Source organism: Streptomyces sp. NPDC001270 (assembly GCF_042896695.1).
In the GTDB taxonomy this organism is placed as follows: domain Bacteria; phylum Actinomycetota; class Actinomycetes; order Streptomycetales; family Streptomycetaceae; genus Streptomyces.
Window position 1 is genome coordinate 1 of the sequence record NZ_JBIAXM010000047.1, and the last position, 23577, is coordinate 23577.

Annotated in this window: 22 protein-coding genes and 4 pseudogenes; 14 read left to right on the plus strand and 12 right to left on the minus strand. The window is 69.4% G+C overall.

The genetic code is table 11. From position 1 onward, the window contains the following. Positions 1 to 167 precede the first annotated feature (167 nt). From ACFY2B_RS41300 to ACFY2B_RS41320, 5 genes are all read right to left on the minus strand, one after another. The gene (locus ACFY2B_RS41300) at positions 168 to 806 is read right to left on the minus strand and encodes an alpha-amylase family glycosyl hydrolase (protein WP_390768213.1); all 639 of its coding nucleotides are present in this window, start codon (positions 804 to 806) and stop codon (positions 168 to 170) included. A 466-nt stretch (positions 807 to 1272) separates the two neighbouring features. Beyond that, positions 1273 to 1695 (minus strand): hypothetical protein, encoded by a 423-nt coding sequence (locus tag ACFY2B_RS41305; protein WP_390768214.1) that lies wholly within the window; start codon positions 1693 to 1695, stop codon positions 1273 to 1275. Between the two features lie 269 nt (positions 1696 to 1964). Beyond that, positions 1965 to 3233, minus strand: coding sequence for a sensor histidine kinase (locus tag ACFY2B_RS41310; RefSeq protein WP_390768215.1), 1269 nt, complete (start codon positions 3231 to 3233; stop codon positions 1965 to 1967). A gap of 6 nt (positions 3234 to 3239) precedes the next feature. Continuing rightward, positions 3240 to 3926 carry a response regulator transcription factor gene (locus ACFY2B_RS41315; protein WP_390768216.1) on the minus strand — a complete coding sequence of 229 codons (687 nt, stop codon included), beginning with the start codon at positions 3924 to 3926 and terminating at the stop codon, positions 3240 to 3242. Positions 3927 to 4214: 288 nt separating this feature from the next. Continuing rightward, the gene (locus ACFY2B_RS41320) at positions 4215 to 4973 is read right to left on the minus strand and encodes a MerR family transcriptional regulator (protein ID WP_390768217.1); all 759 of its coding nucleotides are present in this window, start codon (positions 4971 to 4973) and stop codon (positions 4215 to 4217) included. A 400-nt stretch (positions 4974 to 5373) separates the two neighbouring features. Here ACFY2B_RS41320 and ACFY2B_RS41325 point away from each other — a divergent pair, with 400 nt between their 5' ends. Continuing rightward, a complete protein-coding gene (locus tag ACFY2B_RS41325; RefSeq protein ID WP_390768218.1) occupies positions 5374 to 5739 on the plus strand; it encodes a hypothetical protein in 366 nt (121 codons plus the stop codon). Further along, positions 5736 to 7559 carry a glycoside hydrolase family 15 protein gene (locus ACFY2B_RS41330; RefSeq protein ID WP_390768219.1) on the plus strand — a complete coding sequence of 608 codons (1824 nt, stop codon included), beginning with the start codon at positions 5736 to 5738 and terminating at the stop codon, positions 7557 to 7559. The genes ACFY2B_RS41325 and ACFY2B_RS41330 overlap by 4 nt, the downstream gene beginning before the upstream one ends. 109 nt (positions 7560 to 7668) lie before the next feature. Here the strand turns inward: ACFY2B_RS41330 and ACFY2B_RS41335 are convergent, their stop codons facing one another. Continuing rightward, a complete protein-coding gene (locus ACFY2B_RS41335) occupies positions 7669 to 7983 on the minus strand; it encodes a hypothetical protein (RefSeq protein WP_390768220.1) in 315 nt (104 codons plus the stop codon). Between the two features lie 198 nt (positions 7984 to 8181). Beyond that, on the minus strand, positions 8182 to 8547 hold the full coding sequence (locus ACFY2B_RS41340) for a MerR family transcriptional regulator (protein WP_390768221.1): 366 nt from the start codon (positions 8545 to 8547) through the stop codon (positions 8182 to 8184). 115 nt (positions 8548 to 8662) lie between these two features. On the opposite strand from ACFY2B_RS41340, the gene ACFY2B_RS41345 reads away from it, so the two are divergent. The 8 genes and pseudogenes from ACFY2B_RS41345 to ACFY2B_RS41380 form a co-directional block, all read left to right on the plus strand. Beyond that, positions 8663 to 9568, plus strand: a complete 906-nt coding sequence (locus tag ACFY2B_RS41345) for an NADP-dependent oxidoreductase (RefSeq protein WP_390768222.1) — start codon at positions 8663 to 8665, stop codon at positions 9566 to 9568. 221 nt (positions 9569 to 9789) lie between these two features. Next, positions 9790 to 9969 (plus strand): annotated as a pseudogene (locus ACFY2B_RS41350) (Mur ligase domain-containing protein); the annotation flags it as partial. A gap of 124 nt (positions 9970 to 10093) precedes the next feature. After that, a pseudogene (locus ACFY2B_RS41355) lies at positions 10094 to 10297 on the plus strand (ATP-binding protein); the annotation flags it as partial. A gap of 237 nt (positions 10298 to 10534) precedes the next feature. Beyond that, positions 10535 to 10777, plus strand: a pseudogene (locus ACFY2B_RS41360) (winged helix-turn-helix domain-containing protein); the annotation flags it as partial. After that, positions 10774 to 12312 carry an ATP-binding protein gene (locus ACFY2B_RS41365; RefSeq protein ID WP_390768253.1) on the plus strand — a complete coding sequence of 513 codons (1539 nt, stop codon included), beginning with the start codon at positions 10774 to 10776 and terminating at the stop codon, positions 12310 to 12312. The pseudogene ACFY2B_RS41360 and the gene ACFY2B_RS41365, both read left to right, overlap by 4 nt. A 306-nt stretch (positions 12313 to 12618) precedes the next feature. Next, positions 12619 to 13986 carry a ferric reductase-like transmembrane domain-containing protein gene (locus ACFY2B_RS41370; protein ID WP_390768223.1) on the plus strand — a complete coding sequence of 456 codons (1368 nt, stop codon included), beginning with the start codon at positions 12619 to 12621 and terminating at the stop codon, positions 13984 to 13986. 50 nt (positions 13987 to 14036) lie between these two features. Further along, on the plus strand, positions 14037 to 14537 hold the full coding sequence (locus tag ACFY2B_RS41375) for an FMN-binding protein (protein WP_390768224.1): 501 nt from the start codon (positions 14037 to 14039) through the stop codon (positions 14535 to 14537). Positions 14538 to 14665: 128 nt separating this feature from the next. Further along, positions 14666 to 14792 (plus strand): annotated as a pseudogene (locus ACFY2B_RS41380) (DUF4232 domain-containing protein); the annotation flags it as partial. A gap of 178 nt (positions 14793 to 14970) precedes the next feature. Here the strand turns inward: ACFY2B_RS41380 and ACFY2B_RS41385 are convergent. Beyond that, a complete protein-coding gene (locus tag ACFY2B_RS41385; RefSeq protein ID WP_390768225.1) occupies positions 14971 to 15867 on the minus strand; it encodes a hypothetical protein in 897 nt (298 codons plus the stop codon). Positions 15868 to 15939: 72 nt separating this feature from the next. Then, a complete protein-coding gene (locus ACFY2B_RS41390) occupies positions 15940 to 16332 on the minus strand; it encodes a peptidase inhibitor family I36 protein (RefSeq protein ID WP_390768226.1) in 393 nt (130 codons plus the stop codon). Positions 16333 to 16631: 299 nt separating this feature from the next. Here ACFY2B_RS41390 and ACFY2B_RS41395 point away from each other — a divergent pair, with 299 nt between their 5' ends. The 3 genes from ACFY2B_RS41395 to ACFY2B_RS41405 all read left to right on the plus strand — a co-directional run bounded on the left by ACFY2B_RS41395 (position 16632) and on the right by ACFY2B_RS41405 (position 18484). After that, positions 16632 to 17534, plus strand: coding sequence for an NAD(P)/FAD-dependent oxidoreductase (locus ACFY2B_RS41395; protein ID WP_390768227.1), 903 nt, complete (start codon positions 16632 to 16634; stop codon positions 17532 to 17534). Further along, on the plus strand, positions 17512 to 17859 hold the full coding sequence (locus tag ACFY2B_RS41400; protein WP_390768228.1) for a hypothetical protein: 348 nt from the start codon (positions 17512 to 17514) through the stop codon (positions 17857 to 17859). Before ACFY2B_RS41395 ends, ACFY2B_RS41400 begins: the two co-directional genes overlap by 23 nt. 436 nt (positions 17860 to 18295) lie before the next feature. After that, the gene (locus ACFY2B_RS41405; protein ID WP_390768229.1) at positions 18296 to 18484 is read left to right on the plus strand and encodes a hypothetical protein; all 189 of its coding nucleotides are present in this window, start codon (positions 18296 to 18298) and stop codon (positions 18482 to 18484) included. Between the two features lie 93 nt (positions 18485 to 18577). Here the strand turns inward: ACFY2B_RS41405 and ACFY2B_RS41410 are convergent, their stop codons facing one another. Both ACFY2B_RS41410 and ACFY2B_RS41415 read right to left on the minus strand, forming a co-directional pair. Further along, the gene (locus ACFY2B_RS41410; protein ID WP_390768230.1) at positions 18578 to 19108 is read right to left on the minus strand and encodes a DUF302 domain-containing protein; all 531 of its coding nucleotides are present in this window, start codon (positions 19106 to 19108) and stop codon (positions 18578 to 18580) included. Positions 19109 to 19663: 555 nt separating this feature from the next. Next, positions 19664 to 20092 (minus strand): adenosine deaminase, encoded by a 429-nt coding sequence (locus ACFY2B_RS41415; RefSeq protein WP_390768231.1) that lies wholly within the window; start codon positions 20090 to 20092, stop codon positions 19664 to 19666. Here ACFY2B_RS41415 and ACFY2B_RS41420 point away from each other — a divergent pair. After that, complete coding sequence (locus ACFY2B_RS41420; RefSeq protein WP_390768232.1) at positions 20084 to 20764, plus strand: phospholipase domain-containing protein; 681 nt, start codon at positions 20084 to 20086, stop codon at positions 20762 to 20764. The two genes, ACFY2B_RS41415 and ACFY2B_RS41420, sit on opposite strands and share 9 nt — an antisense overlap. 180 nt (positions 20765 to 20944) lie before the next feature. Here the strand turns inward: ACFY2B_RS41420 and ACFY2B_RS41425 are convergent, their stop codons facing one another. Next, positions 20945 to 23332: a collagenase gene (locus tag ACFY2B_RS41425; RefSeq protein WP_390768233.1), complete on the minus strand. Its 2388-nt coding sequence runs from the start codon at positions 23330 to 23332 to the stop codon at positions 20945 to 20947. Positions 23333 to 23577 lie beyond the last annotated feature (245 nt).

The window sequence follows — 23577 nt, forward strand, 5'->3', positions numbered from 1 at the left end:
CACCGCCCTCGACGTCACCCCGCCCAAGAAGATCATCGACCTGAACACAGGCCGCTGACCAGGCACCATCCCACCGCCTAGTGACACGCCATCCCGGCGTGCTCACAAGCGTTTCCGCAGATCAACCCGCATTTCCGTGCCCTAGACAGCACTCTCAACTGTGGAACTCAGGCTTTGCGCGCGACGGGATTGTCGCGCAACTGGCGGTCCTTGAGGATCACGTAGCAGGCGTCGATCCTGAAGCCGGCGACGCCCCTGTCGAACCAGAAGGCGAGAATGTCGTCGAACTCCGCCCGTACGTCCTCGTTCCACCAGTTCAAGTCGGGCTGCTGCGGCAGATAGCTGTGCAGGTAGTACGAGCCCTCGCCCTCGTCGTACGACCATGCGGGCAGATGGAGCGTGCTGACCCAGTTGTTGGGGCGATCGGCCCAGATGTAGTACGAGCGCCTCGTGCGCGGCGATGTGAACCACGGATGCTCGATGCTCGTGTGATTGGGCACCAGATCGATCAGCACGCGGATGCCGTGACGCCCGGCCCCCACGATGAGCCTGTCGAAATCCTCCATGGTGCCGAGCGACGGATCGATGGCCCGGTAGTCCGTGACGTCATAGCCGTAGTCATAGGTGGAAGAGGCGTTCACCGCCGTGCACCAGATCGCGTCCACCCCGAGCCAGGACAGATAGTCCAGACGAGACACTATGCCGGGTATGTCGCCCACGCCGTCGCCGTCGGAATCCGCGAAGGAGCGCACGTACAGTTGGTAGATCACCGCGTTCCGCCACCACTCCAGATGTTCCTGCTCCAACGTCCGCCTCCCCGAAGCGTCGTGCGGAGATCTCGAAGCCGGGAATCACATACGTATTCAGTCCGTACGTCGTGACGATGCCACCGTGGCATGTCCCTGCCTCTGAGGTAACGCCCCGTTCCGGACAGGAATCCACCCCTCCGCTCCTACCGGGCACAGCCCCCACATCTGCCGGAACACCAGGCCAGTCGGCCTGAGTCGGACCGCGTACGAGCGAGGCCGAAAGACGCCGCCGTCGCGGGTGGCGGCGGCCAGTTGCACTGCGGCGACGGCCAGAGCCGCATCGGGGGGCACGCCGTACAGCAGCGGGCCGCGGTCGGCCGGGGTCGGTCCGCCGCCCCGGGCGCCGACAGCACTTCGCCCCGCCGCACAGCGACGGGGCGAAGCGATCCGGGCCGACTCGACCGGCGGTCGCGCTCACACGCCCGACCACGGCCGACCCGCTCCCGACGGACCGGCCGATGGCTCAGGAACGAGTGGCTTCGGGCCGGGTCGGCTCAAGCTTGGACGGCCGCCCGTCCTCAAGCCGCTCCACCGGAGTGACACGGTTGCCATGCTGGTCCACGAAGATCACACACTTCCCACTCGGCTCATCGACGGGCTTGCCCGGCTGGGCCGGAACGCCCGGCACATCGACGGGCTTGCCGGGCTTGGCCGGAACACTCGGCACGTCGGCAGGCTTGCCGGGCTCGGCCGGAACACCCGGCACGTCGGCACGGCCGCCCACCTCGACGGTGACGACCTTGCACTTCTCAGCCGGCTGGGCGTCGTGGTGCGACGCCGAGGAGGCCGAGGCGGAGGAGGTCGCGACGCCCAGCACCAGGGAACCAGCCGCGAGGCCGAGCAGGACGCCGTAACGCTTGGTGGCAGTGAAGCGGAACCGAGACACAGGAGTCTCCTTCTTGTTCTCTACGGAGGTGGTTGTCGGCGGACCGCTCGATCCGTCGACAACCTCACTCTCACGGATCGATGCTGAGTCCTCGCTGAAACCCCTGAAGCCCCGCTGAAACCCCTGAAGCCCCGCTGAAACCCCAGACAGCCACCCCTACAACCATCCCTACAACCACCCCCACAGCCACCCCCACACCCGTCCCCAGCGCCGGCCCTGCCCCGCCAGCGGGTTTCAGCTTGCGCAGGCGAACCCTGATGACCTGCCTCCTACTGGGCCTGTGGCAGGCGTAGCAGCAGACGGGCGCTGCCCCAGGGGCTGGTTTCGATGGTGAGCGTCCCGCCATGGGTTCGCGCGATGTCCCTGGCGATGGCGAGGCCGAGGCCGGTGCCGCCGTCCTGGCGGGCGCGGGCGCCGTCCAGCCGGGTGAAGCGTTCGAAGACACGCTCGCGGTCGGCCTCGGGGATGCCGGGGCCGTCGTCGTCCACGGCCAGTTCGACCGATCCGTCGCTGACACCCACGGTGATCGAGACCTTGGTACGGGCATGTCTGCGGGCGTTGTCAGCGAGGTTGGTGAGGAGGCGGAGGAGCTGCACCCGGCTGCCGGTGACCACGGGGGCTGCCCCGCCGCCGTGGTCACTCGACATGGTGATCGTGCGGGGATGGCGCTGCGACTCCTCGGCCGCGAGTTCCGACAGGTCCACCGCGGTTCTGCGATGCGTTTCCTGCGCGTCGAGCCGGGCGAGCAGCAACAGATCGGAGGCGACGGCCTGGAGCCGTTCGGTGTCCCCGAGCGCTTTGTGCACGGCGGTGGGCCAGTCGGTCCGCGAGGGGCGGGCCAGAGCGAGTTCGAGCTGGGCGCGCAGGGCGGCGATGGGACTGCGCAGTTCGTGCGAGGCGTCCGCGATGAACTGGCGTTGCCGATTCATCCCCTGCTGGAGCCGGTCCAGCGTCCTGTTCATGGTCTGGGCCAGCTGCGAGATCTCGTCCCGTGCCGCCGCCACGGGGACTCGGCGGTGCAGATCGCGTTCGGTGATCTCGGTGAACTCCTGCCGGATGGCGGAGACGGGCCGCAGGGCGCGGCCCACCAGCAGCCAGGTGAGAGCGGCCACGAAGAGGACGAGTCCGACGGCCGCGGGGGCCACCTTGCCGAGCAGCAGACCGGTGGCGTTGTCGACGGCGGTGGTCGAGGGACGCACGGTCACGCTCAGCGGCGAGGCGATGGCGCTGTCCTTGAGCACCAGCGGAGCCGCGGTTCCGTCCACGGGTGCAGGGACGACGTTGTGGCCCGCCTCGTCCCGGAGGCTGATGTCGTCGGAGCCGAGGATGAGGGGCTTGCTGCCCACGGGGTGCAGTTCCCGCAACTGGGTGTTGACGGTGTCGGCGGTCTTCGTGGCGTCCGTGTTCGCGCTGTCGCGCAGGTTGTGCTGGAGCGCGAGCACAAGGGCCGCCATGCACAGCGCGAGTGCGAACGCGACGGTCCCGGCGGCGGCCAGAGCCGCCTTGGCGCGGACGCTCATCCCGGACACGAACTTCATGGCGCCTCATCCTCCGTCGCGGGCCAGCAGATATCCCGCGCCCCGTATCGTGCGGATCGCACTGCGGCCGTACGGCACGTCGATCTTCCGGCGCAGGCTTCTGATGTAGACCTCGACGAGATTGGCGCCGCCGTCGTAGGCGGTGTCCCACACCGTCTGCACGATCTGGGTTTTGGAGACCACCTGGCCCGCGTGGCGGGCGAGGTACTCCAGCACGGCGAACTCCTTCGCCGTGAGAGTGATGCTCTCATCACCCCGGGAACAGCCCAACGCCGCTGGTTCCAGGCGCAGATCGCCCATCGCCAACACTTCGGGCCGGTGCGGATCACTCCGCCGGGCCAGGGCACGTAACCGCGCGAACAGGACGACATAGGAGAAGGGCTTGGTCAGATAGTCGTCCGCTCCGACATCGAGCCCGTCCGCCTCGTCGTATTCACCGTCCTTGGCGGTCAGCATCAGAATCGGCGTCCAGATGCCACGTTCCCGCAGCTGTCTGCAGACCTGATAGCCGGACAGCCCGGGGAGCATCACATCGAGCACGACCGCCGCGTATCCACGCTCGTACGCACGCCCGGCCAACACCAGCCCGCTCGGCCCGTCATGGGCCGTGTCGACGGCGAACCCCTCCTGCTCCAGCCCCTCTTTGAGGAGTTCACGCAGCCGGACGTCGTCTTCCACCACGAGAATGCGCACAGGGTCAGGGTCGCATGCGCAAGCTGAGTGCCCGCTGAAGGGACGGGGCGCGCACCGGGGACGGGTGTGGAGATGGTTGTGGGGGTGGCTGTGGGGGTGGCTGTCGGGTGTGGGTCCCCTCGTGGCGTGGAGCTCGTGAGTGCAGGGGAAGTTGAGGTTCATGAGAATGGGCAGGCAGCACCCGGTTGAGGCGGCAACGGCCGGCCCTCGGGATCGAACATCGTCGGCCCGTCGTGACGCGGTGCAGCCGCCATCGTCGCCCTCCCCGGATGGCGGCTGCGTCGTGTCTCAGTTCAGCCGGAGGGTGGCGTATGCCTCCATGGCGTCGCGCTGGTACACGGCCAGCCCCGGGGCGATGGCCTCGTACGCGGCGCGCCACGTCCCGTTGTCGACGATGGCGCGTCCGATGGCCCGGTGGTCCTCGGCGGAGACAGCGCGCAGTTCGGTCAGTGCCCGGTACTGGGCGTCGATCTCGGCCTGGACCGGGTCGGCGTCGACCGGGTGGCCCGCGGCCATGAGTTCGGCCAGCCGGATCATCTGCGCGGTGCGCTCATGGTGCGCGGTGTCGGCGTCGGCCTGGCTCATCGTGGCTGCGCCTCGTCCGACCGCCTGGGCGAGTTCGGGGAAGTCGCGCATGGTGTCCTCGTAGTGGGCGGGCGTCACGCCCTCGAAGAGGTTCTCCGGGCGGTTGATGGTCATGGGACGGTCGTCCTTCCTCGACTGCTCCAGTTCGGCGATCGTGCGGGAGACGGTGCCGGCCAGGGCGTCGAGCCGGTCCCGCTCCGCAAGGAGGCGCCGGTGGTGGTCCCGCAGGGCGTCCACCTCGTCGACCTGCTCGGACAGGATCCGGCCGATCTCCGGCAGCCCGACGCCCAGCGCTCGCAGTACGAGGATCTGCTGAAGCCGCAGGAGCTGGTGCTCTTCGTAGTAGCGGTGACCGTTGGCGCCGGTCCGGGCCGGCGGCAGCAGGCCGGTCTCGTCGTAGTGGCGCAGTGTCCGGGCGGTCACGCCCGACATCCGGGCCACCTCCGCGATCGGCCAGTCCATCGCCACTCCCGCACGTATGTGTCGCCGGGCCGGTCGTTCCGGCCCTGGCCACGACGGTAGAAGCTGCCGCAACGGCAACTTCAACCCCGAAACCCAGGATCCTCTCAATCGAACAGACACGGTCTGCCCCAAGACGGCACGGCCTCCGCCCGCTGCCGAAACTCGTGAACACTCTGGACCCTGACCCTGACCCTGACCTCGGTGCCTCCCGAATCCCCGTAGAAACGTTGTCGTCTCGTGAACCGAGGCCAGACACCCGCTTGCCCGTCCGGCACGGCGTTCCGGCTTGTTCCGTGTCAGGTTGTAGCTGGCTTCCCGACAGGTTTGTGGACGGTCACCCGTCGCGCGGGATGCGGGTTCCGGGCCGCTGCTGAGCAGGGGCCGGTGGCGGAAGGAGGCAGTGGATGGGCAGGGGCGGACGGCCGGACGGCCGGGGTTCCGGCAGGTCACGGGCGCACCGGTGTACCAGCGGCGGGCGGGCAGGCGCAGGATCCAGGGGCCGGTACGCCGCTGGTACGGGCGGCCCACCCGGGCCGACGAAACCGTGCCGGCACGCTGCGTGAACCCCGTTCTCGATGCCGGCTGCGGACCCGGACGGCTGTGCGGGGCGCTCCTGGGCCGCGGCGTCTTCGCGCTCGGCTTCCTCGCCCTGTGCCGCCACGCCTCGGCCCCGCTGCGCCGCGGCGAGCCGGCCGCGCGGTGGCGAGGAGACGAGCGTGTCGGCCGGGCCGCGTCCGGCCCAGGGCAGGCGGGCTGCGGTCCATGAGCGCGCGACCGATCAGTGACCACGCTCTGCTGTCCGACTGCCGCTCAGCCGCGCTGGTGACCACCGACGGCTCGGTGGACTGGCTGTGCCTGCCCCGGTTCGACAGCCCGGCGATCTTCGCTCGGCTCCTCGACGAGGACGCCGGCCACTGGGTCATCCGCCCGGCCGACGTGGGCGACATCAGCCGCCGGTACGTCGAGGACACCCTCGTTCTGGAGACGACCTTCCGAACGGCCACGGGTACGGCGGTCCTGCGCGACGCTCTCGCCCTCGGGCGGCGCGAACGCGGGCACGCGCTCGGCACGGCGTCCCCAGGAACGCTCCTGCGCCAGATCACCTGCACCGAAGGGCAGGTGGACATCGAGATCACGTACGCGCCGCGCCCGGAGTTCGGGCTCGTCCACCCGCTCCTGTCAGCCGTCCGAGGTGGGCTCGTGGCGTACGGGGGCGCCCACGTCCTGTTGCTGTCGAGCCCCGTCGAGCTGCGGGTGAGCGGGTCCACGGCGTACGGCCGGATCCCGCTCCCGGCGGGGCGCCGCCTCGGATTCGCCCTGCACGTCGGGCCGATGTGGGAAACCGCGCCGGTGAGCTGGCGGGCGGGGCGGATCCGGCGCCGTATGTCCGACACCGTAGAAGGCTGGCGCTCCTGGTCGAAGCTGCACCGCGGGTACGCCGGCCCCTGGCAGGACGAGGTGGGCCACAGCGGACGCGTGCTGCGAGCCCTGACCTACGCCCCCACCGGGGCCATCGTCGCCGCGGCCACCACGTCCCTGCCCGAGACGGTGGGCGGAAAGCGCAACTGGGACTACCGCTACACCTGGGTCCGTGACGCGAGTTTCACCCTGCAAGCGCTCGCCACGGCCGCCTGCGAGAAGGAGAAGAACCGGTTCTTCGATTTCCTCGCCCGAGCCGCGGCAACCCAGCTTGACCGCGGCGTCGACCTGCAGATCATGTACGGCATCGGTGGTGAACGCGATCTCAGCGAGCGGCTGCTGCCGCACCTGACCGGCTGGCGCGGCAGCAGCCCCGTACGGATCGGCAACGACGCCTGGCGCCAGCGCCAGCTCGACGTCTACGGCGAACTCCTCGACGCCGCTCACCAGACCCTTCCGCCCGGTGAACCCCTCGCCCCGGCCACCGCCGCGTTCCTGATCCAGGCGGCCGAAACAGCGGCCCAGCGGTGGTCCCGACCGGATCAGGGCATCTGGGAAAGACGCGGCCCCAGCAGACACTTCCTCCACTCGAAACTGATGTGCTGGGTCGCCCTCGACCGCGCCATCGCCATGGCCCCCGCCCTGCGGGCCGAGGAACACCTGCCCCACTGGCAGCACGAGCGCGACCAGATCCGCCGGGCCATCGAAGAACGCGGTTGGAAACCCGGCCTCGGCGTCTTCACCCAGGCATTCGACAACGACGACCTCGACGCGTCCGCGCTGATGCTGCCCATCGTCGGCTTCCTGCCGCCGCACGACCCCCGCGTCCAGTCCACCGTGCTGGCCATCGCCACCCACCTGACCGACCGCGAGGGCCTGGTCCGCCGCTACCTCACCGACGAGTTGCAGGAAGAGGAGGGCTCCTTCTTGCTGTGCACCTTCTGGCTTGCCCAAGCCCTCGCCGTCACCGGCCACACCACCCGTGCACGACGCGTCTTCCAGGCCGCCCTCACCCATGCAAACGACGTAGGTCTGCTGGCCGAGGAGACCGACTCCGCCACGGCAGAGGCCCTCGGCAACTTCCCCCAGGCATTCAGCCACATCGGTCTCATCAACGCCGCTCGCGCCATCCGCGATGCCGAGCGACGGACAACACACGTCCAGTAAAGACCCCCGGGCTGGTAGCCGCGGATGCCGAACGCAGGGGTGAGCTTGAACGCTTGAGGGCCGACTGGTCGACGCCGTCGCGCGCTCAAGCCGCCGGCTGGGTCTGTGATCAGCCCGGCACGGCGTCTTCGAGTGCGCGACGGATCCGGTCGACGTCGGGCGCCCCGGCCAGGCCGCCCGGGGCGCGGTACATCCGGCACGCGAGGGTCGGTGTGGCGCCGGGCTCGGCGAACGGGTCGCGGCCGTCGACGAGGATCGTCGGGGAGCCGGTGAAACCGGCCCGCTCCGCCTCGGCCTGGTCGCCGACCACCCGCGTGGTGACGCCGACGGTGGTCAGCCCGGCGGCGTCCAGCGCCTGCCGCACCCGTTCCTCGGCGAGCTGCTGGTGCGGGCAGTCGGGTACGACCAGGATCTCGATCTCCATGTCTCCAGGATCGCGCACCTCGGCGCCCTACGGGCCGAAGGGGGCCGGGTCTGGCCGGACAACGCGCCGATCCGGGCCGCACCGCCCTTCATCCGGCGCGCTCCGGGAATCATTCGCCCACCCTTCCGCTGCGGGCTGCGTCGGCAGCGTGCTGTTCGAGTTGGTCTGACGCGCGTAAGGCCGCGGGAACAGCGCTCATCACTGCGTGTGGATGCACTCAGGAGGAGGGTTCCGCGTGTTGGCGATCACGTTGTCGAGCCGGTCACGCGCCGCGAGCAGGTCGATGATCCGCTGACTGATACGGGCGCGTTCAATCTCCAGGTGGTCCAGGAGCCCCGGGGCCGCTGTACCGCTATCCACGCACGGCAGCACCTCACGTACGGACCTGCTCGGCAGGCCGGCGGCAAAGAGCTGCTGGATCAGCCTGACCCGACCGACGGCGGTATCGGGATACTGACGCTGGCCTCCGGCGCTGCGGTCAGGCCGCAGAAGGTCTTGCTCCTCGTAGTACCGCAGGGCCCGGACGCTCACTCCCGCCTGCTCCGCCACCTCACCGATACGCACCGGTCCTCCGTTCTTTGAGCCGTTTGCCCGACTTGCATCTGACGTTGGCGTGAGGTTTTAGCTTAGCTGGCGTCGAGACTCACCGAGCCCACCGATCCGGTAAGGCAGGACAACCATGCGCGCAGCTCGCTATCACGAGTACGGCGGTACAGAGACCCTCGTGATCGAGGAAGTACCGGAGCCGCGTCCCGGCCCTGCCGAGATTCGCATCCGGGTCTCGGCGGCCGGCGTCAATCCCGTCGACTGGAAGGTACGCAGCGGCGCGGTCCGTGACGTGCTCCCCGTGGAGTTGCCCGCGATCCCCGGACGCGATGCCGTCGGCGTGGTGGACGAGATCGGTGACGAGGTGCGCGGGGTGAGCATCGGAGACCGTGTTTTCGGGCTGGGCGGTGTCACCGGTGCGACAGCGGAGTTGGCTGTGCTCTCGGCCTGGGCCCTCGCGCCGGCCGCATGGAGCGACGAGGAGGCCGCCGGTGCCGGCTTGGCTTCCGTGACCGCGCTGGCCGGACTGGAGGTATTCGGTTCCCTCAAGGGACGCACCCTTCTCATCGAGGGCGCCGCCGGAGGCGTGGGCAGTGCCGCGGTGGAGATCGCTGTCGCGCAGGGCGCCACGGTCATCGGAACGGCCGGCGAGCACAACCACGAGTTCCTCAGCGCTCTCGGGGCAATAGCCACCACCTACGGCACCGGGCTCGCGGAACGCGTCTCCGCCCTCGCCCCGGACGGTATCGATTTCGCGCTGGACACCGTGGCCTCCGGGTCATTGTCCGGCCTCGTCGCGATCGTGGGGGATCCCACCCGTGTGTCGACCGTCGCCGACCATGCCAACGCATCTCGTCTGGGTACGCACTTGGCCAACGCGCGCAACGACTCCGCGTTGCTGGCAGCAGCCGGGGAGCTGGGCCGACAAGGCCGCTACACACCGCGTGTCGAGCGGTCCTACCCGCTCGAACAGATCGCGGAAGCCCACGCCCACTCCGAGCGCGGGCACGTGCGAGGAAAAGTCGTGGTCCGCATCTGAGCGTTCTCCGGCGCGTCTGTGATGGTCGGCGTCACGCCGAAACGAGGTGCCAGTTGCCGGAACAAGACGGCCTCGTCCGGGCCGCACCCATAAACGGTGATGCGGGGCGGTTCGCTGTGGGTCATGCCCTCCAGTCAAGGCAGCGTGGTGTTGCCGGAACGTATGCGGTTTTCGATACACCGCGGCGCCTTGACTGGGGGCATGACCCACAGGGAAACAGCATGATCCCGCTCAGCCTCGGGGAGATCGCCGCGGTCGTCGGCGGCACGGTCGAGGGCGACACCTCCGTGACAGTGACCGCGCCGGCCGTACTCGACGGCCGGCAGGCCGAGCCTGGCGGCCTCTTCGTCGCCTTCGCCGGCGAGCACGTCGACGGCCATGACTACGCCGGCCAGGCGGGCCGGGCCGGCGCGGCGGCCGTGCTCGGCTCCCGGCCCACGCCGCTGCCCACCGTCGTCGAGGACGCCCGCGCCGCGTTGCAGGCGCTCGCCGCACACGCCGTGGCCCGGCTGCGCGACGGGCTCCGAGTTGGTCTCGACCCTCACCGAACCCTTCCAGCGCGGCACCGAGCGCGTCCACACCGACCATGCGGGTGTCGGCCTCGGCCTGGCCATCGTGAGAACCATCACCCAGGCACACGACGGAACACTCACCCTCGCCCCGCACTCCGCCGGCGGGATCCGCATCACGGTGGAACTACCCGCGACGTCCCCGTACGCCGGCAGGTGAAGAATCGCCTTGCGGAATCACCCGCATCTTCTGGAAACGTTCTGAACGGACGCCGATTGTCCGTTTCCCCTGGTGAAATTCAGAAGGAATACAGAGGTGGCCGTCCACCCGGGAGCGCAGCGGGAAGCGCGATGCTGGACGCATCATGCCTACCACCCCGAACCACATGTCTCCCGCAGCGCTGCGCAGGCCGGACGGTGGCACCGTCCGCATCCTGGTGGTCGATGACGAACCTGCGGCCGGGCCGTCGCACTGTCGCGCACCGAGTTCGAACTGCTGCGGTTCCTGATGCGCGATCCCCGCCGGGTGCTCTCGAAGGAGCTGATCCTCGACCGCGTGTGGTCCTACGACTTCGGTGGCCGGGCCCACCTGGTCGAGCTGTACATCAGTTACCTGCGCAGGAAGATCGACGCCGGACGGTCCCCGCTGATCCACACGGTGCGCGGTGTGGGATACGTCCTCAAGCAGGCTCCCTCATGACACCGCGCCGACCACACCCACCTGCGGCGCTGCGCCGAGGGTGGGCCGCTTCGCGCCTGCGTCGGCCGCTCTCCCTGCGCCTGCGGCTCACCGCCGGGCTCGTGGTGCTGCTGGCCGCGACGTGCGCGGTCGTCGGCGTCGCCACCGTCGTCTCCCTGGACAGCTTCCTCGTCGGTCGCATCGACCAGCAGCTGACCGCCACCGGCGGCCGGTTCGCGGCCAGCCTCGAGCACGAGAAACACCCCGATGCGGACAACACCCCCGACACCCGCGGCCAGACCGAGGGGACGTTCGGTGCGTACCTGTCGGCCGGGCACACCACCTGGGCCGCCGTGGTCAGGGACGAGGCCGACGCCACCGTGCAGCTGACGCCGGCCGACCGACGCGCACTGACCACGCTGCGACCGGACAGCAAGGGCCGCAGCGCACTCCTGTCCGCACTGAACGCTCGCTACCGCCTGACCGCGGTCCGGGGCGACGACGGCGACGTCCTTGTCACCGGGCTTCCCCTGCGCCCCGTCGAGGACACGGTGCACCGGCTGGAGGCAGTGGAAGCCGCCGTCTTCGGCGCCGCCCTCGTGGCCACCGCCGCCGCGGGCGCGGCCTGGGTGCGTCTGTCGCTGCGGCCTCTGGAACGGGTGGCCGCGACGGCGACCGGGGTCACGCGCCTGCCCCTGGCCACAGGGGAGGTCGCCATGCCCCTCCCCGTCCCGCACAGCGACGGGCACACCGAGGTGGGCCGGGTCGCGACGGCCCTCAACCACATGCTCGGTCACGTCGGCGACGCCCTCGCTCGACGGCACGCGAGCGAGGAACGTCTGCGCCGCTTCGCCGCCGACGCCAGCCACGAACTGCGCACCCCCATCGCGGCGGTCCGCGCCCACACGGACCTCGCCCTGCGCCACACCGGCCCCCTTCCGCGGGAGGTACGGCACTCCCTGGAGCGCATCGCGGCCACGTCACGGCGGATGAGCGGCCTGGTCGACGACCTGCTCCTCCTCGCCCGCCTGGACGCGGGCCGTCCGCTGGCCCGTGAGACCGTCGACCTCACCTGCCTGGCCCTGGACGCCGTGGGCGACGCCCGTGCCCTGTCCACCGACCATCACTGGCTGCTGGAACTGCCCGAGGAACCCGTCACCGTCCAGGGCGACGAACACCGCCTCCACCAGGTCCTGGCCAACCTGCTCTCCAACGCTCGCACCCACACCCCGCCCGGCACGCGCGTGACACTCTCGCTCACCCCGTACACCGACCACATCGACCTGTCCGTCGCCGACGACGGCCCCGGCATCCCCGAAGCCCTCCAGGCCGAGATCTTCCACCGTTTCACCCGGGCCGACCCCGGCCGCTCTCGCAGGACGGGCGGCACGGGCCTCGGCCTCGCGATCGTCGACGCCGTCATCACCGCGCACCACGGCACGATCGCCCTCACCAGCCGGCCCGGCAGCACGGCTTTCCTCCTGCGGCTACCGCTCACGCCGGCGCCCGACCCATCCCCCGCTCCCCACCGGGACGCGGATTCCTCCTCCCCGTAACGCCTCCGCTGCCGTCCGACGCTCACGCAGGCGCGTCCGTCGCGGGCGGCAGGCGTCGGGGGAGACTGCCGCGCTCCAGGGGGCTCATCCCCTCTGCCAGGTGCGATGGCGAAACCCCCGAGCGCCGCTGCCGGACGCGGACCCGGGCTCTGAGTTCTCTCTGAATGGAGAGGTGAGCGGGTTACTCAGAGGCTTTGTAGAAGTTCCGGGGGCAGGGTGGCCGACGTACACGCACCACACGTCGCATCACACGTCGACGCGGCGCCGATGTGTCAGCGCACGCCGTGAGCCGACGAGAGGAGCCCTGTGGCCACGACATCCACCTACGGACGCCATGCCAGGACACGCCCCCCTCAATCCCGCCCGTCCGCTCCACACACTGTCTCCGTGGTGGCCCGGCTGCTGATCTGTGCCGGGGTCGCAGCCGTGGTGGGCCTGTGGTGGATCGACACCACCTCCGTGGTCGGCCTGGACGGATGGCTGACCAACGCCGGCCGGGTCACCGGCATGCTGGCCGGTTACGCCTGCGCGGTGCTGCTCGTGCTGATGTCCCGCTTTCCCCTGCTGGAGCGGTCCGTCGGTTCGGACCGCCTGGCCCGCTGGCATGCGCTGGGCGGCCGGTACACCGTCTCGCTGACGCTCGCCCACACGTTGCTGATCGTTCTCGGCTATGCGGCGAGCGCCCACGCGAACGTCGTCAGGCAGACCACCACGATCGTCCTGACCTATCCCGACATGCTCAAGGCGACAGCGGGCTTTCTGCTTCTGATCGCCACCGGCGTGATCTCGGCCCGTGCCGCACGCCGCCGGTTGAGCTACGAGACCTGGCACTACCTGCACTTCGCCACCTATCTCGCCATCTTCCTGGCCTTCTTCCACCAGTTGTCCGACGGCGCCGACTTCGTCGCGCACCGCTCCGCCCAGCTCGCCTGGTACGCCCTCTACATCGGCGCGGCGGCACTGCTGGTGTGGTATCGCTTCCTCACCCCGATCCGGCTGGCGCGGCGGCACCGGCTGACCGTGACCGGGGTACGTCCCGAGGCGCCCGGCGTGGTGTCGGTCTTCATGACCGGCCGGCACCTCGATGAACTGGGTGCCCGGCCCGGTCAGTTCTTCCGCTGGCGTTTCCTCGTCCGCGGGATGTGGTGGACGGCGAACCCGTACTCGCTGTCCGCGCCGGCCGACGCGGGGTATCTGCGGATCACCGTGAAGGCCGTCGGCCGTCACAGTGAGGCGCTGGCCAGGCTGCGACCGGGCACCCGGGTATGGGCCGAGGGGCCCTACGGTGCCTTCACGGAGGCCCGGCGCACAGCCCGCAAGGTCCTGCTGCTGGGGGGCGGCGTGGGTATCACACCGCTGCGTGCCCTGTTCGAGTCACTGCCTGGTGAGGTCACCCTGATCTACCGGGCGCGCCGCCCTGAGGACCTGGCACTGTGGCAGGAGCTGGACGCCATAGCGGTCCGTCGTGGCGCGACCGCGCACTACGTGGTCGACGAGCCTGCCGAGTACTCGTCGCCCCTCACCGCGGGTGGACTGGCCGCCCTCGTTCCCGACGTCGCCGAGCATGACGTCTATCTGTGCGGGCCGCCGGGGATGGCGGCGGCGGCGATATCGGCGCTGCGAGCGGCCGGTGTGCCCCGTCGGCGCATCCACCACGAGTCCTTCGCCTTCTGATCATTTCTCTACGGATTCTCACGGATTCCCAAAGCCAGGGGAGCAGCTTCATGGCAGTGCGCCGGACCGCAGTCCTGACCGCCTCGACCGTTGCGGGCATCGTCCTGCTCCTGGGCCTGAAACCCCACCAGACCGCCTTGCCCGCCATCGCCGGTTCCGGCGGAAGCACCGCGGTCGCCCCGCCCACGGCGGGCTCCGCTTCCAGCCGGCCGAGCCCGTCGAGCAACTCCCGTGGGCCGAGGGGCGGCAAGCACAGCAGTGGCGGGGGCGGTGCCACGGGCACCTACGCCGGCGCCGTCGAGCAGACCCCGTACGGCCCGATGCAGGTCGAGGCCATCTTTTCCAACGGCAGGATGACCGACGTCCGAGCGTTGCAGACCCCGAACGACTCTGGGCGCAGCCAGTCGATCGCCGCCAGTTCCGTGCCCACTCTGACCCGGGAGGCTCTGGCCGCGCAGAGCGCACAGATTCAGGCCGTCTCCGGTGCCTCCTACACCAGCGAGGGCTACGTGCGGTCTCTCCAGAGCGCCCTGGACAGGGCCGGTGCCTGAGACACCGGACAGCGGCGGTGTGCGGAGACATGCAGGTGATGGCCGAGTACGGCGATCCCGTGCGGCCTGTCACACGTTGAGCAGCCTGTAGGGACGGTGTGACGGGGCCCACTACGATGTGCGGGACGAAGCAGACCCAGGCGTACGTCTGGTTCACCAACCAGAGCAAGCACACCTGCACCCCTGTCCGGCTTCGCCGGTGTCGACATGATCGGCGCTCAGCGGACCGGCGGCTCCTGGTCGCCAGCGCGCTCTGAACCTGCTGCCGGGCGTGCGCTCGGTCCAGCGCTTCCCCGACGGCACTGTCGGCATCGCCGGCGAGCGGGAAACCGCTGCCGCTCTCCCCGCCGCCACATCCGTTCCCTCGATGACGGTCTCGACCGAGACACCCGGTTCATCGGGCCGGTGAACCGTTGCCGCGCTGCCCCCGGTTTCAGTGCAGCACGGCACGGGCCGCGCGCAGCCACACGTCCTTGGCCCGGGCCAGCGCTTGGAACGCCTCGGAATGCCGGTTGATGAAGTCTTGCTGCCAAGTGGTCTCCGCCTGCTTCCAGTTGTCGATGAGCCCGGTTGATCTCTTGCACCGCACATCAGTGACGGCGACCAGCACTTCATGCCTCGTCGGTCGCTTCGCCTTCCTCCAGACCGGGTCATTGGCCGCGTCGAGCGGTGTGGCGTAGGCGAATCCCGAACGGTCCATGCAGGAATTCCACGCGGCCAGTTTCCTCTGTACGAGTGAGTTCCTGAGCGAGGCGTCGAACGACCGGAGGGTGAGTTCGTTGAGCAGTGTGTGGTCGGACGCCGGTACCTGGCGGCGGAGCCGGTCATGGGCCTTCTTCCAACACCCGTTGACGGACGCCGAATGCCCCGTCGCCCTGCCGAACGCGGCGTCCGCCTCAGCCTGGCTGAGTCCCGAATTCCGCGTGTTTTCGGCGGCCTCGTGGCGGGCGACACCGGGCGGAGGCGGTGGCTGGTGGTAACCGTAGCGTTCCGCGACGTGCGGCTCGATGACGCCGTAACGCGAGCGGTTGGGCGGGTCGGCGTCCCCAGCGTGCGGCAGCGGCTTCCATGACCAGCCGTGGGTCCGCATGCACGACACCATCAGGACGTCCTCCGCCGACTGGATCACCAGCAGGTCGGTGGGCGTCATCTCGTAACGGTCGTACGGCAGGAGCAGGGCGCGGGCCCGCGCAGAGGCGGTGGGCCCGGCCAGGACGGCGGAGGGTGTGTGTCCGGGCGCCGCGTTGGGCGGGGTGCAGCCCGCCAGCAGGCCGCAGCTCCCCGTCACCAGGCAGATACCGGCGCGCCAGAGACCTCGGGACGCGGACACGTGGCTCCTCTCGGGCGGCGTGGCCCCGGGTGCGAGGCCGCCGTGGCCGCGCACCCGGCAACGTCGGCTCGGTCAGCGGAACTTGACGCAGCTCAGGCGGTTGTCCTTGATGGCGTCGTTGCTGAGCCTGGGGTCCTTCGTGCCCGGGTACGACGTCGTATGCGCGCCGGTGCAGCCGACGTTCTGCCACAGGTCGACGTACTTGTTCGTGTAGTTCTTCACCGAACTGGTCTGGTTGTCGATCTTCCTGCCGTTGTCGAACTTGTTGTTCCTGAGGTCCTTGTCGGTCTTGGTCAGCCCTGCCCAGCCACCCTTGTAATTGTCCTTCTCGTAGAGGTGGAACGTGCCCGACTGGATATGCACCGGGCCGCTGGACGTGTTTGCTGCCGCGGACTGGGCCAGTAACGTGCCGACACCCAGAATGGCGACACCGACGGCGAGAGCGCTCCTCTTGGTGAGCTTCATTTTCCGTTTCCTTCCCCAGTTCGTGCGTGATCGCGCATATTTCCTGCGCAGATGGTCCGTGCCGCGCGCTGCCGCCCACTCGGGTTCCTGCACCGCGCTCCCCAAGTCTTCCCTGAGCCGACGCGCTGGGCATTGGCCGTGAGCGCACAGGAATTGGCAAGGAGCGTCATAGTGCGGCCCTCGTCGGCTTCCGCCACCTGTCGGCGGGAATTCCGCGGCGGGGCCGTCGGACCCGAGCCCATTCAGAGGCGATTATCATAATAATCGCATTGACCGGCCGACACGCTGACCCGCGTGCCATGTCACGTCTGGCCGGTCCGCGGTGTCTTGAGGGCATGACTGAACACAGCACATCCCACAAGGTCGTGGTCATCGGCGGTGGTTACGCCGGGACCCTCGCTGCCAACCGCCTGCGCGTGCGTGCCGATGTCGACATCACACTGGTCAATCCCCGCCCGACGTTCGTCGATCGCATCCGGTTGCATCAGTTCGTGGCCGGCACCGGTGACGCCACACTGGACTACGGCACGCTGCTCGGTGAGGGCATCCAGTTGGTGGTCGACAGCGCCACGCACATCGATACCGTCGCCCGCTCGGTACGGCTGGCGTCGGGCCGCGCGCTGGACTACGACTACGTCATCTACGCGGTCGGCAGCACCGGAGCGACACCGTCGTCGGTGCCCAAAGCGGCCGAATTCGCCGTCCCCGTCGCTGAATTCGAACCCGCTCGGCGGCTGCGCGCCAGGCTGGACGAGTTGCCTCCCGATGCCCCGGTCACCGTGGTCGGCGGCGGGTTGACCGGCGTCGAGACGGCCGCCGAACTGGCCGAGCAAGGACGCACGGTCACCCTGGTGTGTGGCGGAACCCTGGTGCCGTCACTGAGTGCGCCGGGTCGTCGGTCCGTCGCGAAGTGGCTGTCCGGGCATGGTGTCGCCATGCTGGAGGCCGACGTGGTGACCGAGGTCCGGGCGGATGCGGTCGTCCTTGCCGACGGTACCGGTGCGGATGCGGTGCGTCCGAGCGCACTGACCATATGGACGGCCGGTTTCGGCGCGCCGGCGTTGGCGACCGAGAGTGGACTGCGTACCGACGCGCTCGGCCGACTGCTCACCGACGGCGCGACGCAGGCGCTTCGGGCCCGTCGACGCGGCGCGGACAGCGCGGATCACCGAGCAGTTCATGTCCGCGGCGGCCACCGGTGACCTGGAAGGGCTGCTCCCACTGCTCGCTCCGGACGCCACCTGGACCGCCGACAGCGGCGGCAGGACCCCAGCGGCGCGCAGGCCGGTGGTGGGCGCGGAGAAGGTGGCCGCGGTCCTCATGAGGATCTTCCCCATAGGACGGGCGGACCTGCGGATCGAGGTGGTCAACTGCAACAGCACACCCGCGATGGTGGTCCACGGCGGCGAAGGCCCGCAGGGCGTCTTCCTGGTCGAGATCACCGACGGGAAGATCGCCGGCATCTACGCCATCCGCAACCCGGACAAGCTCGTCGCGGTGGCGGTTCCGCGTCAGATCAGCCGGTGAGAAAACGAGGCAGTACGGCGTCTTCGTCGAAGTTTCCCCACCGCAGAAGTGCGGTCGGGGAGTCAAGATCGCCGGAGAAGACGCCATCACGTTCCCTTCTCACCGGTCGCCGCCCAGAGCGGCCGGAGCCACGCCGACGTGGGCGGGCACCCCGCAAAGGCGGTGTGGGGTGCCCTGCGGAGCAGGAGAACACACCGGTCTGCTGCCTTTCACGGGCACGCGGCCAGAAGCTGCCCAGCCGGGCATATGGCGCTAGCGTGGGAGGAGAGAGACATCGAACGAATGTCCGGTGCCGGTCGCTGAAACGGAATGGAAGATGACCGCGCGAACAGACAGGACAGCGCCTGAGACCGCGCCCACCGGGTCGCCGGTTCCGGCGACCGGACCCCGCGCGGCAGCCGACCGTGTCGTCTCGGAAAACTCGGTGACTGTCCGCATGGGTGACATGCGACTCGAACTGCCGCCGCCGGACCAGCTTGTCTTCCTCGCCGGCCTCGGCGTTCTCACCGCAGTGGAACTCATCGAGTGGCCGATCGCGCTCGCCATAGCGATCGGGCACGAACTGGCCCGCAGCCACCACGGCAAAGCGCTGCGTGAGTTCGGGGAGGCCCTGGAGGAAGCGTGAGACAGACGCCCCCGGTGCACTGCTCGTACCCTCTTGCGGCCCAGCCGTAGGCTGCCGCCGACCGCCGGATGGGAGGCGGGTGACTTTCGGCTCTCAACCGGCGCGAAGCTCAGGGGGTACAGGGGCTCCGAGGGCTGCCAGGAGCGTCGCGAGCTTGGAGTCGAGTTCCCGGCCCACGGCTGCGATCTCCGGATCGTCGTAGCTGCTGAACCGGGAACTGGGCTGATCGACCTGCAAGGTCACGACACCGGAGGCGTCCTGGCAGATGACCGTACGCAAGGGCGCGCTCAGCATGACGGCGGGATTGTGGTGGAACATGCGCTGCGCGATCGTGTGGTTGCCCATCAGGTACGTGACGCAGGGCCACTCGTCGCCCGCGAGGCTCATGACGGGTGTGACTGCGCTGTGCCAATAGATCATGAAGCCGTGCGGGGCGTTCTCCCTGGCCTGGGCGATCACCGTCTCCCACGGGGCCTGCCGCCGGATGAACTCGGCGACCGCGGAGGAGTCGAGCATCGGTACGAGTTGCCCGTACCTGGTGACCGCGTCGTCGAAGGAGCCCGGCAGCGGCACGACCAGTCGCACGTTCGTGTGGGCGATCGCGGCAGTGGCAACCTTGGTCATGGCGATCCATACCTTTCTCATCGGGTTCGGTCCGGTCACTCGCAAGCTCGGGTGCAGGGGGCGATCACGCGGGCGAGGGTCCCACCGGTCCGTTGACGGGCGGCCAGGTCATCGCTGGGGGTGTCGAGGAGTCAAGGACAGCGTCGAGTGCATATCGACCAGGACACCGCCGCCGCGCCTCGGGCGGGCAGTTCTTCGACGCGTGCCTGTCCGATGCCGCGTCGGCCTCCGCAGGCCAGGGCAACCGAACCTTCGATCGCAGTCATGCGGTTCTCCTCGACGCGTTCATGGCTGTCTGGACAACTATGCCCCGCATGTCACGAGCCGCCATTGAGCAACACCGACGGCAGGCGACCCACGAAGCCTTCCACCCTGCGGGCCTGAGGCTCCGGAGCATGACCTACAAGACGCACCGAACCGGGCTGTGGCGCGCCGCGGCCGCCACGGCTGCGAGCCTGGCCATGGGCTGAGCACTCAGCACATCACCACGTCGTATGCGCGCCGCAGGGGCGCGCAACGGCGACGGGCAGCCCTCCACACCAGGCACCCGGCAGGTCAGCGGGTGGCGTGCGCGGCCAGTTGGTCGAGCAGATCACGCTTGCGGGCCTCGGGGGCGAAGGACGCGGCGATCGAATTCGCGGCGAGGAGGTCCAGTTCGGCCCGGCCCAGCCGGAGGGTGTCCGCGCACGCTCGCAGGTTGTCGTCGAGGTAGCCACCGAAGTACGCGGGGTCGTCGGAGTTCACACACACGGCCAGGCCCGCGTCCAGCATCCGCCGCAGGGGGTGGTCGGCGAGCCTGTCCACCACCCGCAGGCAGACGTTGGACAGCGGGCACACCGTGAGCGGGATCCGCTCGGCGGCCAGCCGGGCGACCAGCGCCGGGTCCTCCAGGCAGCGCACACCGTGATCGATGCGTTCGGCGCCCAGCAGGTCCAGTGCCTGCCATATGTACTCGGGTGGGCCCTCCTCCCCCGCATGGGCCACCCGCCGCAGTCCCGCCTGCCCGGCGGCGGCGAAGACCTCCCGACGGTTCCCGCGTTGCTGTCGGTGTCGAAGCCCACCGAGGAGGCGATCATCACCGACCGGTGGCATCCGCACGCGACGGTCTCGGAGGACCGCACGTCGGGGACGGTCACCGCCACGATGACCCTGACCGGCGGCGCGCAGGGCAAGGCCGTGAGTTTCCAGGTCTTCCCCGACAAGTACCAGCCGTTCTCCAGCACCCCGTTCACCGTCACCGCGCGCAGGCAGCGCGAGTACACCTGGGCCCCCAGGACCACCGAGGGCAAGTACGCGTTCTCGATCTACTGCAACGACGGATTCGTGCGCTCCTTCGCCGGCCAGGTCGCGCCCGCCGGAGAACCGGACGGTGGCCTGCCGCGCGTGGAGGTCGGCCTGCTGAGGGGCGAGGGCACCAGGCAGGAGGCTCAGGTGAAGTTCACGTTGCACAACGACGGCACAGCGCCGGTGCGCTACACCCTCACCGCCAACGACTACCTCGGCGGCACCCGGAGCGTCATGGTGGACGGCGGCAGGACGAGCGTCGGCATGTGGCCGACCCAGCAGGGCTACTACGACGTGGTCGTCACCGTCGGCACCGACGCCACTTGGACGCAGCGGTACGCCGGCCGGATCGCAGCGGCCGAAGAGAACTGATCGGCCCCGCACGGCTTACTGCCATCACATCAAGCACCCGGCGGCGGGGGGGGATCAGAGACCTCCTCCGCCGGTCGGCAGCACTCTTGAGAACCGTGGTGCCGTGCGAACGGCACCGTGGAGAAAGACCCGCGCGCGTCACCGGGTGGATGGTGTCGCGCGCGGGCGTCGTGTGGTGTGTCAGCGTCGGATGGGACCCTCACACGTGTAGTCCGACGTGCCCGCGATCCGGTTGGACCAGATGTCCACGTCGCCGAAGGAGCAGTTCATGTCGGTCAGGTTGTTGTCGCCGCCCGCGGCACGGTCGAGGAGGAAGTAGTCGACCGTCTCGGACATGTCCTCGAAGACCGCGTCCGCGTCATCGGCATCGGCATCGGCCAGGTTCGCGGTGATCCGGCCGGTGCAGACGAACCGGGGACGCTCCGTGGAGCCGCCGGCCCGGCAGTCGGGGACGGATTCGGTCGTCGCGGTGAAGGAGGAGCGGATCTGGTCGGGCGTGGTGTCGCGGAGTTCGTCCAGCGGCGTATAGGTGGTGTCGGGCACGTACAGGTCGTCGACGTGGGCGATCTGTTCGTCGAGGAAGCGGTCGTACGCGCTCTGCAACCCCGCGTCCCTGCCGAGTCGGTTGCGCCAGCCGTCGAAGGCCGCCGGGTCGTCGGAGCGCAGGTCGCGGTACATCTCCCGGAGCAGGGAGGGGTGTTCGGACCACAGGAACTCGAAGAAAGTGCCCGCGTAGTCGTAGAAACGGAAGCCGTCGCCGTCGTACGTGGCGTGCAGGAGCTGGTTCACGGTCATGCGCGGCCCGCCGCCGGCCGTGTCGTCGATGATGCCCTGGACCAGGGACTTGCGGACCTGGATGCCGTCGTCGCGGGTGGCGCCGTCGAAGAACTCGGCGGTGCCCTCGTCCATCGCGGTGGTCCGGTCGCCCTCGTACCAGGAACCCTCACCGAAGGAGCCGGGCACCGCCCAGCGGCCGTTGAGGTAGTGCGTGTACTCGTGGCGGAACAGTTCCTCCAGGGTCAGGCTGGAGTCCTGCGGCACGCGACGCTGGTAGGTGTAGAAGGTCGCTCCCTGCTCGATGTAGATGCCGCCGTTGTTGGTGTCCATGCCGGTGAGGAGCGGATGGAAGTTCTCGTAGTCGGCGCGGGAGGCGTACAGGACGATGTGCAGCGTGGCATTGGTGTCGCCCGCCAGGGGCTCCTCCGTACCGAGGACACGGTGGAACTGTGCCTTGACCTGCTTGCTCGCGTAGTACAGCTGGTCGACGGTGTCCCGGTCGAGCGCGGTGCGGACCTGCATGCCGTCAATGTCGTCGGTGCCGTACGTGTACGTGGACGGGAAGAGACGTTTCTCGATGTCGTCCTTGCACACGTGGTACGGGGTGCAGGCGTCGAACCACACCAGCCAGGTGGCGACCTTCGCCCACGGCGCGCTGCTGTCCCCGAAGTTGCGGGCCGCGGTGTCCAGGAGGGTGCCGAGACCGGAGACGGTCTCGTCGCGGAGCCCGTCGATCTGGCCGAAGCGGCCGTACTCGCTGAGCGCGTCGCGTATGACCCAGGCGTTGGGCCCGTCCTTGAGGTGGGTGTAGTCGGCGAAGGAACTGAACTCGGTCCGGTACGAGGGGTCGGCCACCACTGCGGCGTGGAAGGCGGCGTCCTGGTTGCCGGGGTACACGCCGAGGTAGTTCACGGTGAGCGCCGCGAGGGCGGCACCGGCCCAGGAGGTGTCCTGGGCGGTGTCGGGGTGCTGGGCGTCCATGGTGGCCAGGACCCGTTTGATCAGGGGGAGTTGGTACTGGCGCAGACCGGGGGCGGACGCCGCGTCGAGGGCTTCGCGCAGGGTCTCGGCGTTGGGGCGGGTGACGTCGAAGGTGTGGGCGGCCGAGCCGAAGGCGTCGACCGCCTCGCGCATCGTGTTCACGGTCGGCGCGTCGGTGATGTCGATCTCGTCGTGCGAGAAGTCCTGGTACGCCACGGCGTGCAGGTAGGTGAACATCTCCAGCAGGTGAGTGCCGTCCTGGCCGTCGTGGGAGGAGGCGAGCCGGGTGATGCGGCGGGAGACGGCCTGGACGTGTTCGTCCGACATGACGGGGACGAGTCGCTGGTCCCAGGTCCACAGGATCGAGCGAAGACAGCCGTCGGCGGTGACGGCGGGGTCGGCCAGGAAGTCGGCGAAACTCTCCGGGGACAGACCCGTGACGCCGTCGAGTGTGCAGGACACGGATGCCGTGCCGAGGGTGGCATGCGGCGTGCCGGCGTGGCCCTCGCCCTTCGGTAAGGGCGTACGGGGCCCGGGGACCCGCCCCTCGGTGAGGCCGCCGGGGGCCGGGACCTGCCGGGTGCGGTTCGGGGCCTCGGCCAGGTGGTCGACCGTGTCGAAGGGGTTCGGCGAGGCGGTCGGGCGTGTCACCGAAGCCGGGCGTACCTCCGAAGGCGACGGGGTCGCGGGGGCGGCCGCGTAACCGGACGGGGACGCCGTCACGCAGAGCGTCACCGCCGCCGCGGCGGTGAGCAGGCTTCCGTGTGTGGAGCTGCACAGCAACCTGCGCAGATTTCTCGACTTGAACACCGTTGGCTCCTGTGTGGGAGGGGGCAAGCGATGTGTGCGCTGGGGGCAGTGGTGGCGCGGGGCCGCAACTGCCCTGTCCATGGCGACATGTGAGGGAGCGAGGGTTGAGTTGTTGAGTACATGACGCCATGTGATGCGTAACGTTATTATGTGAAATTGCACTGACTTGCAAGAGGCTCGACATGACGGATTGCGGGAGGCGTGCGTCAAGCGGTTCGGGCGCGCGGCCACCCGGCCGACCGTCG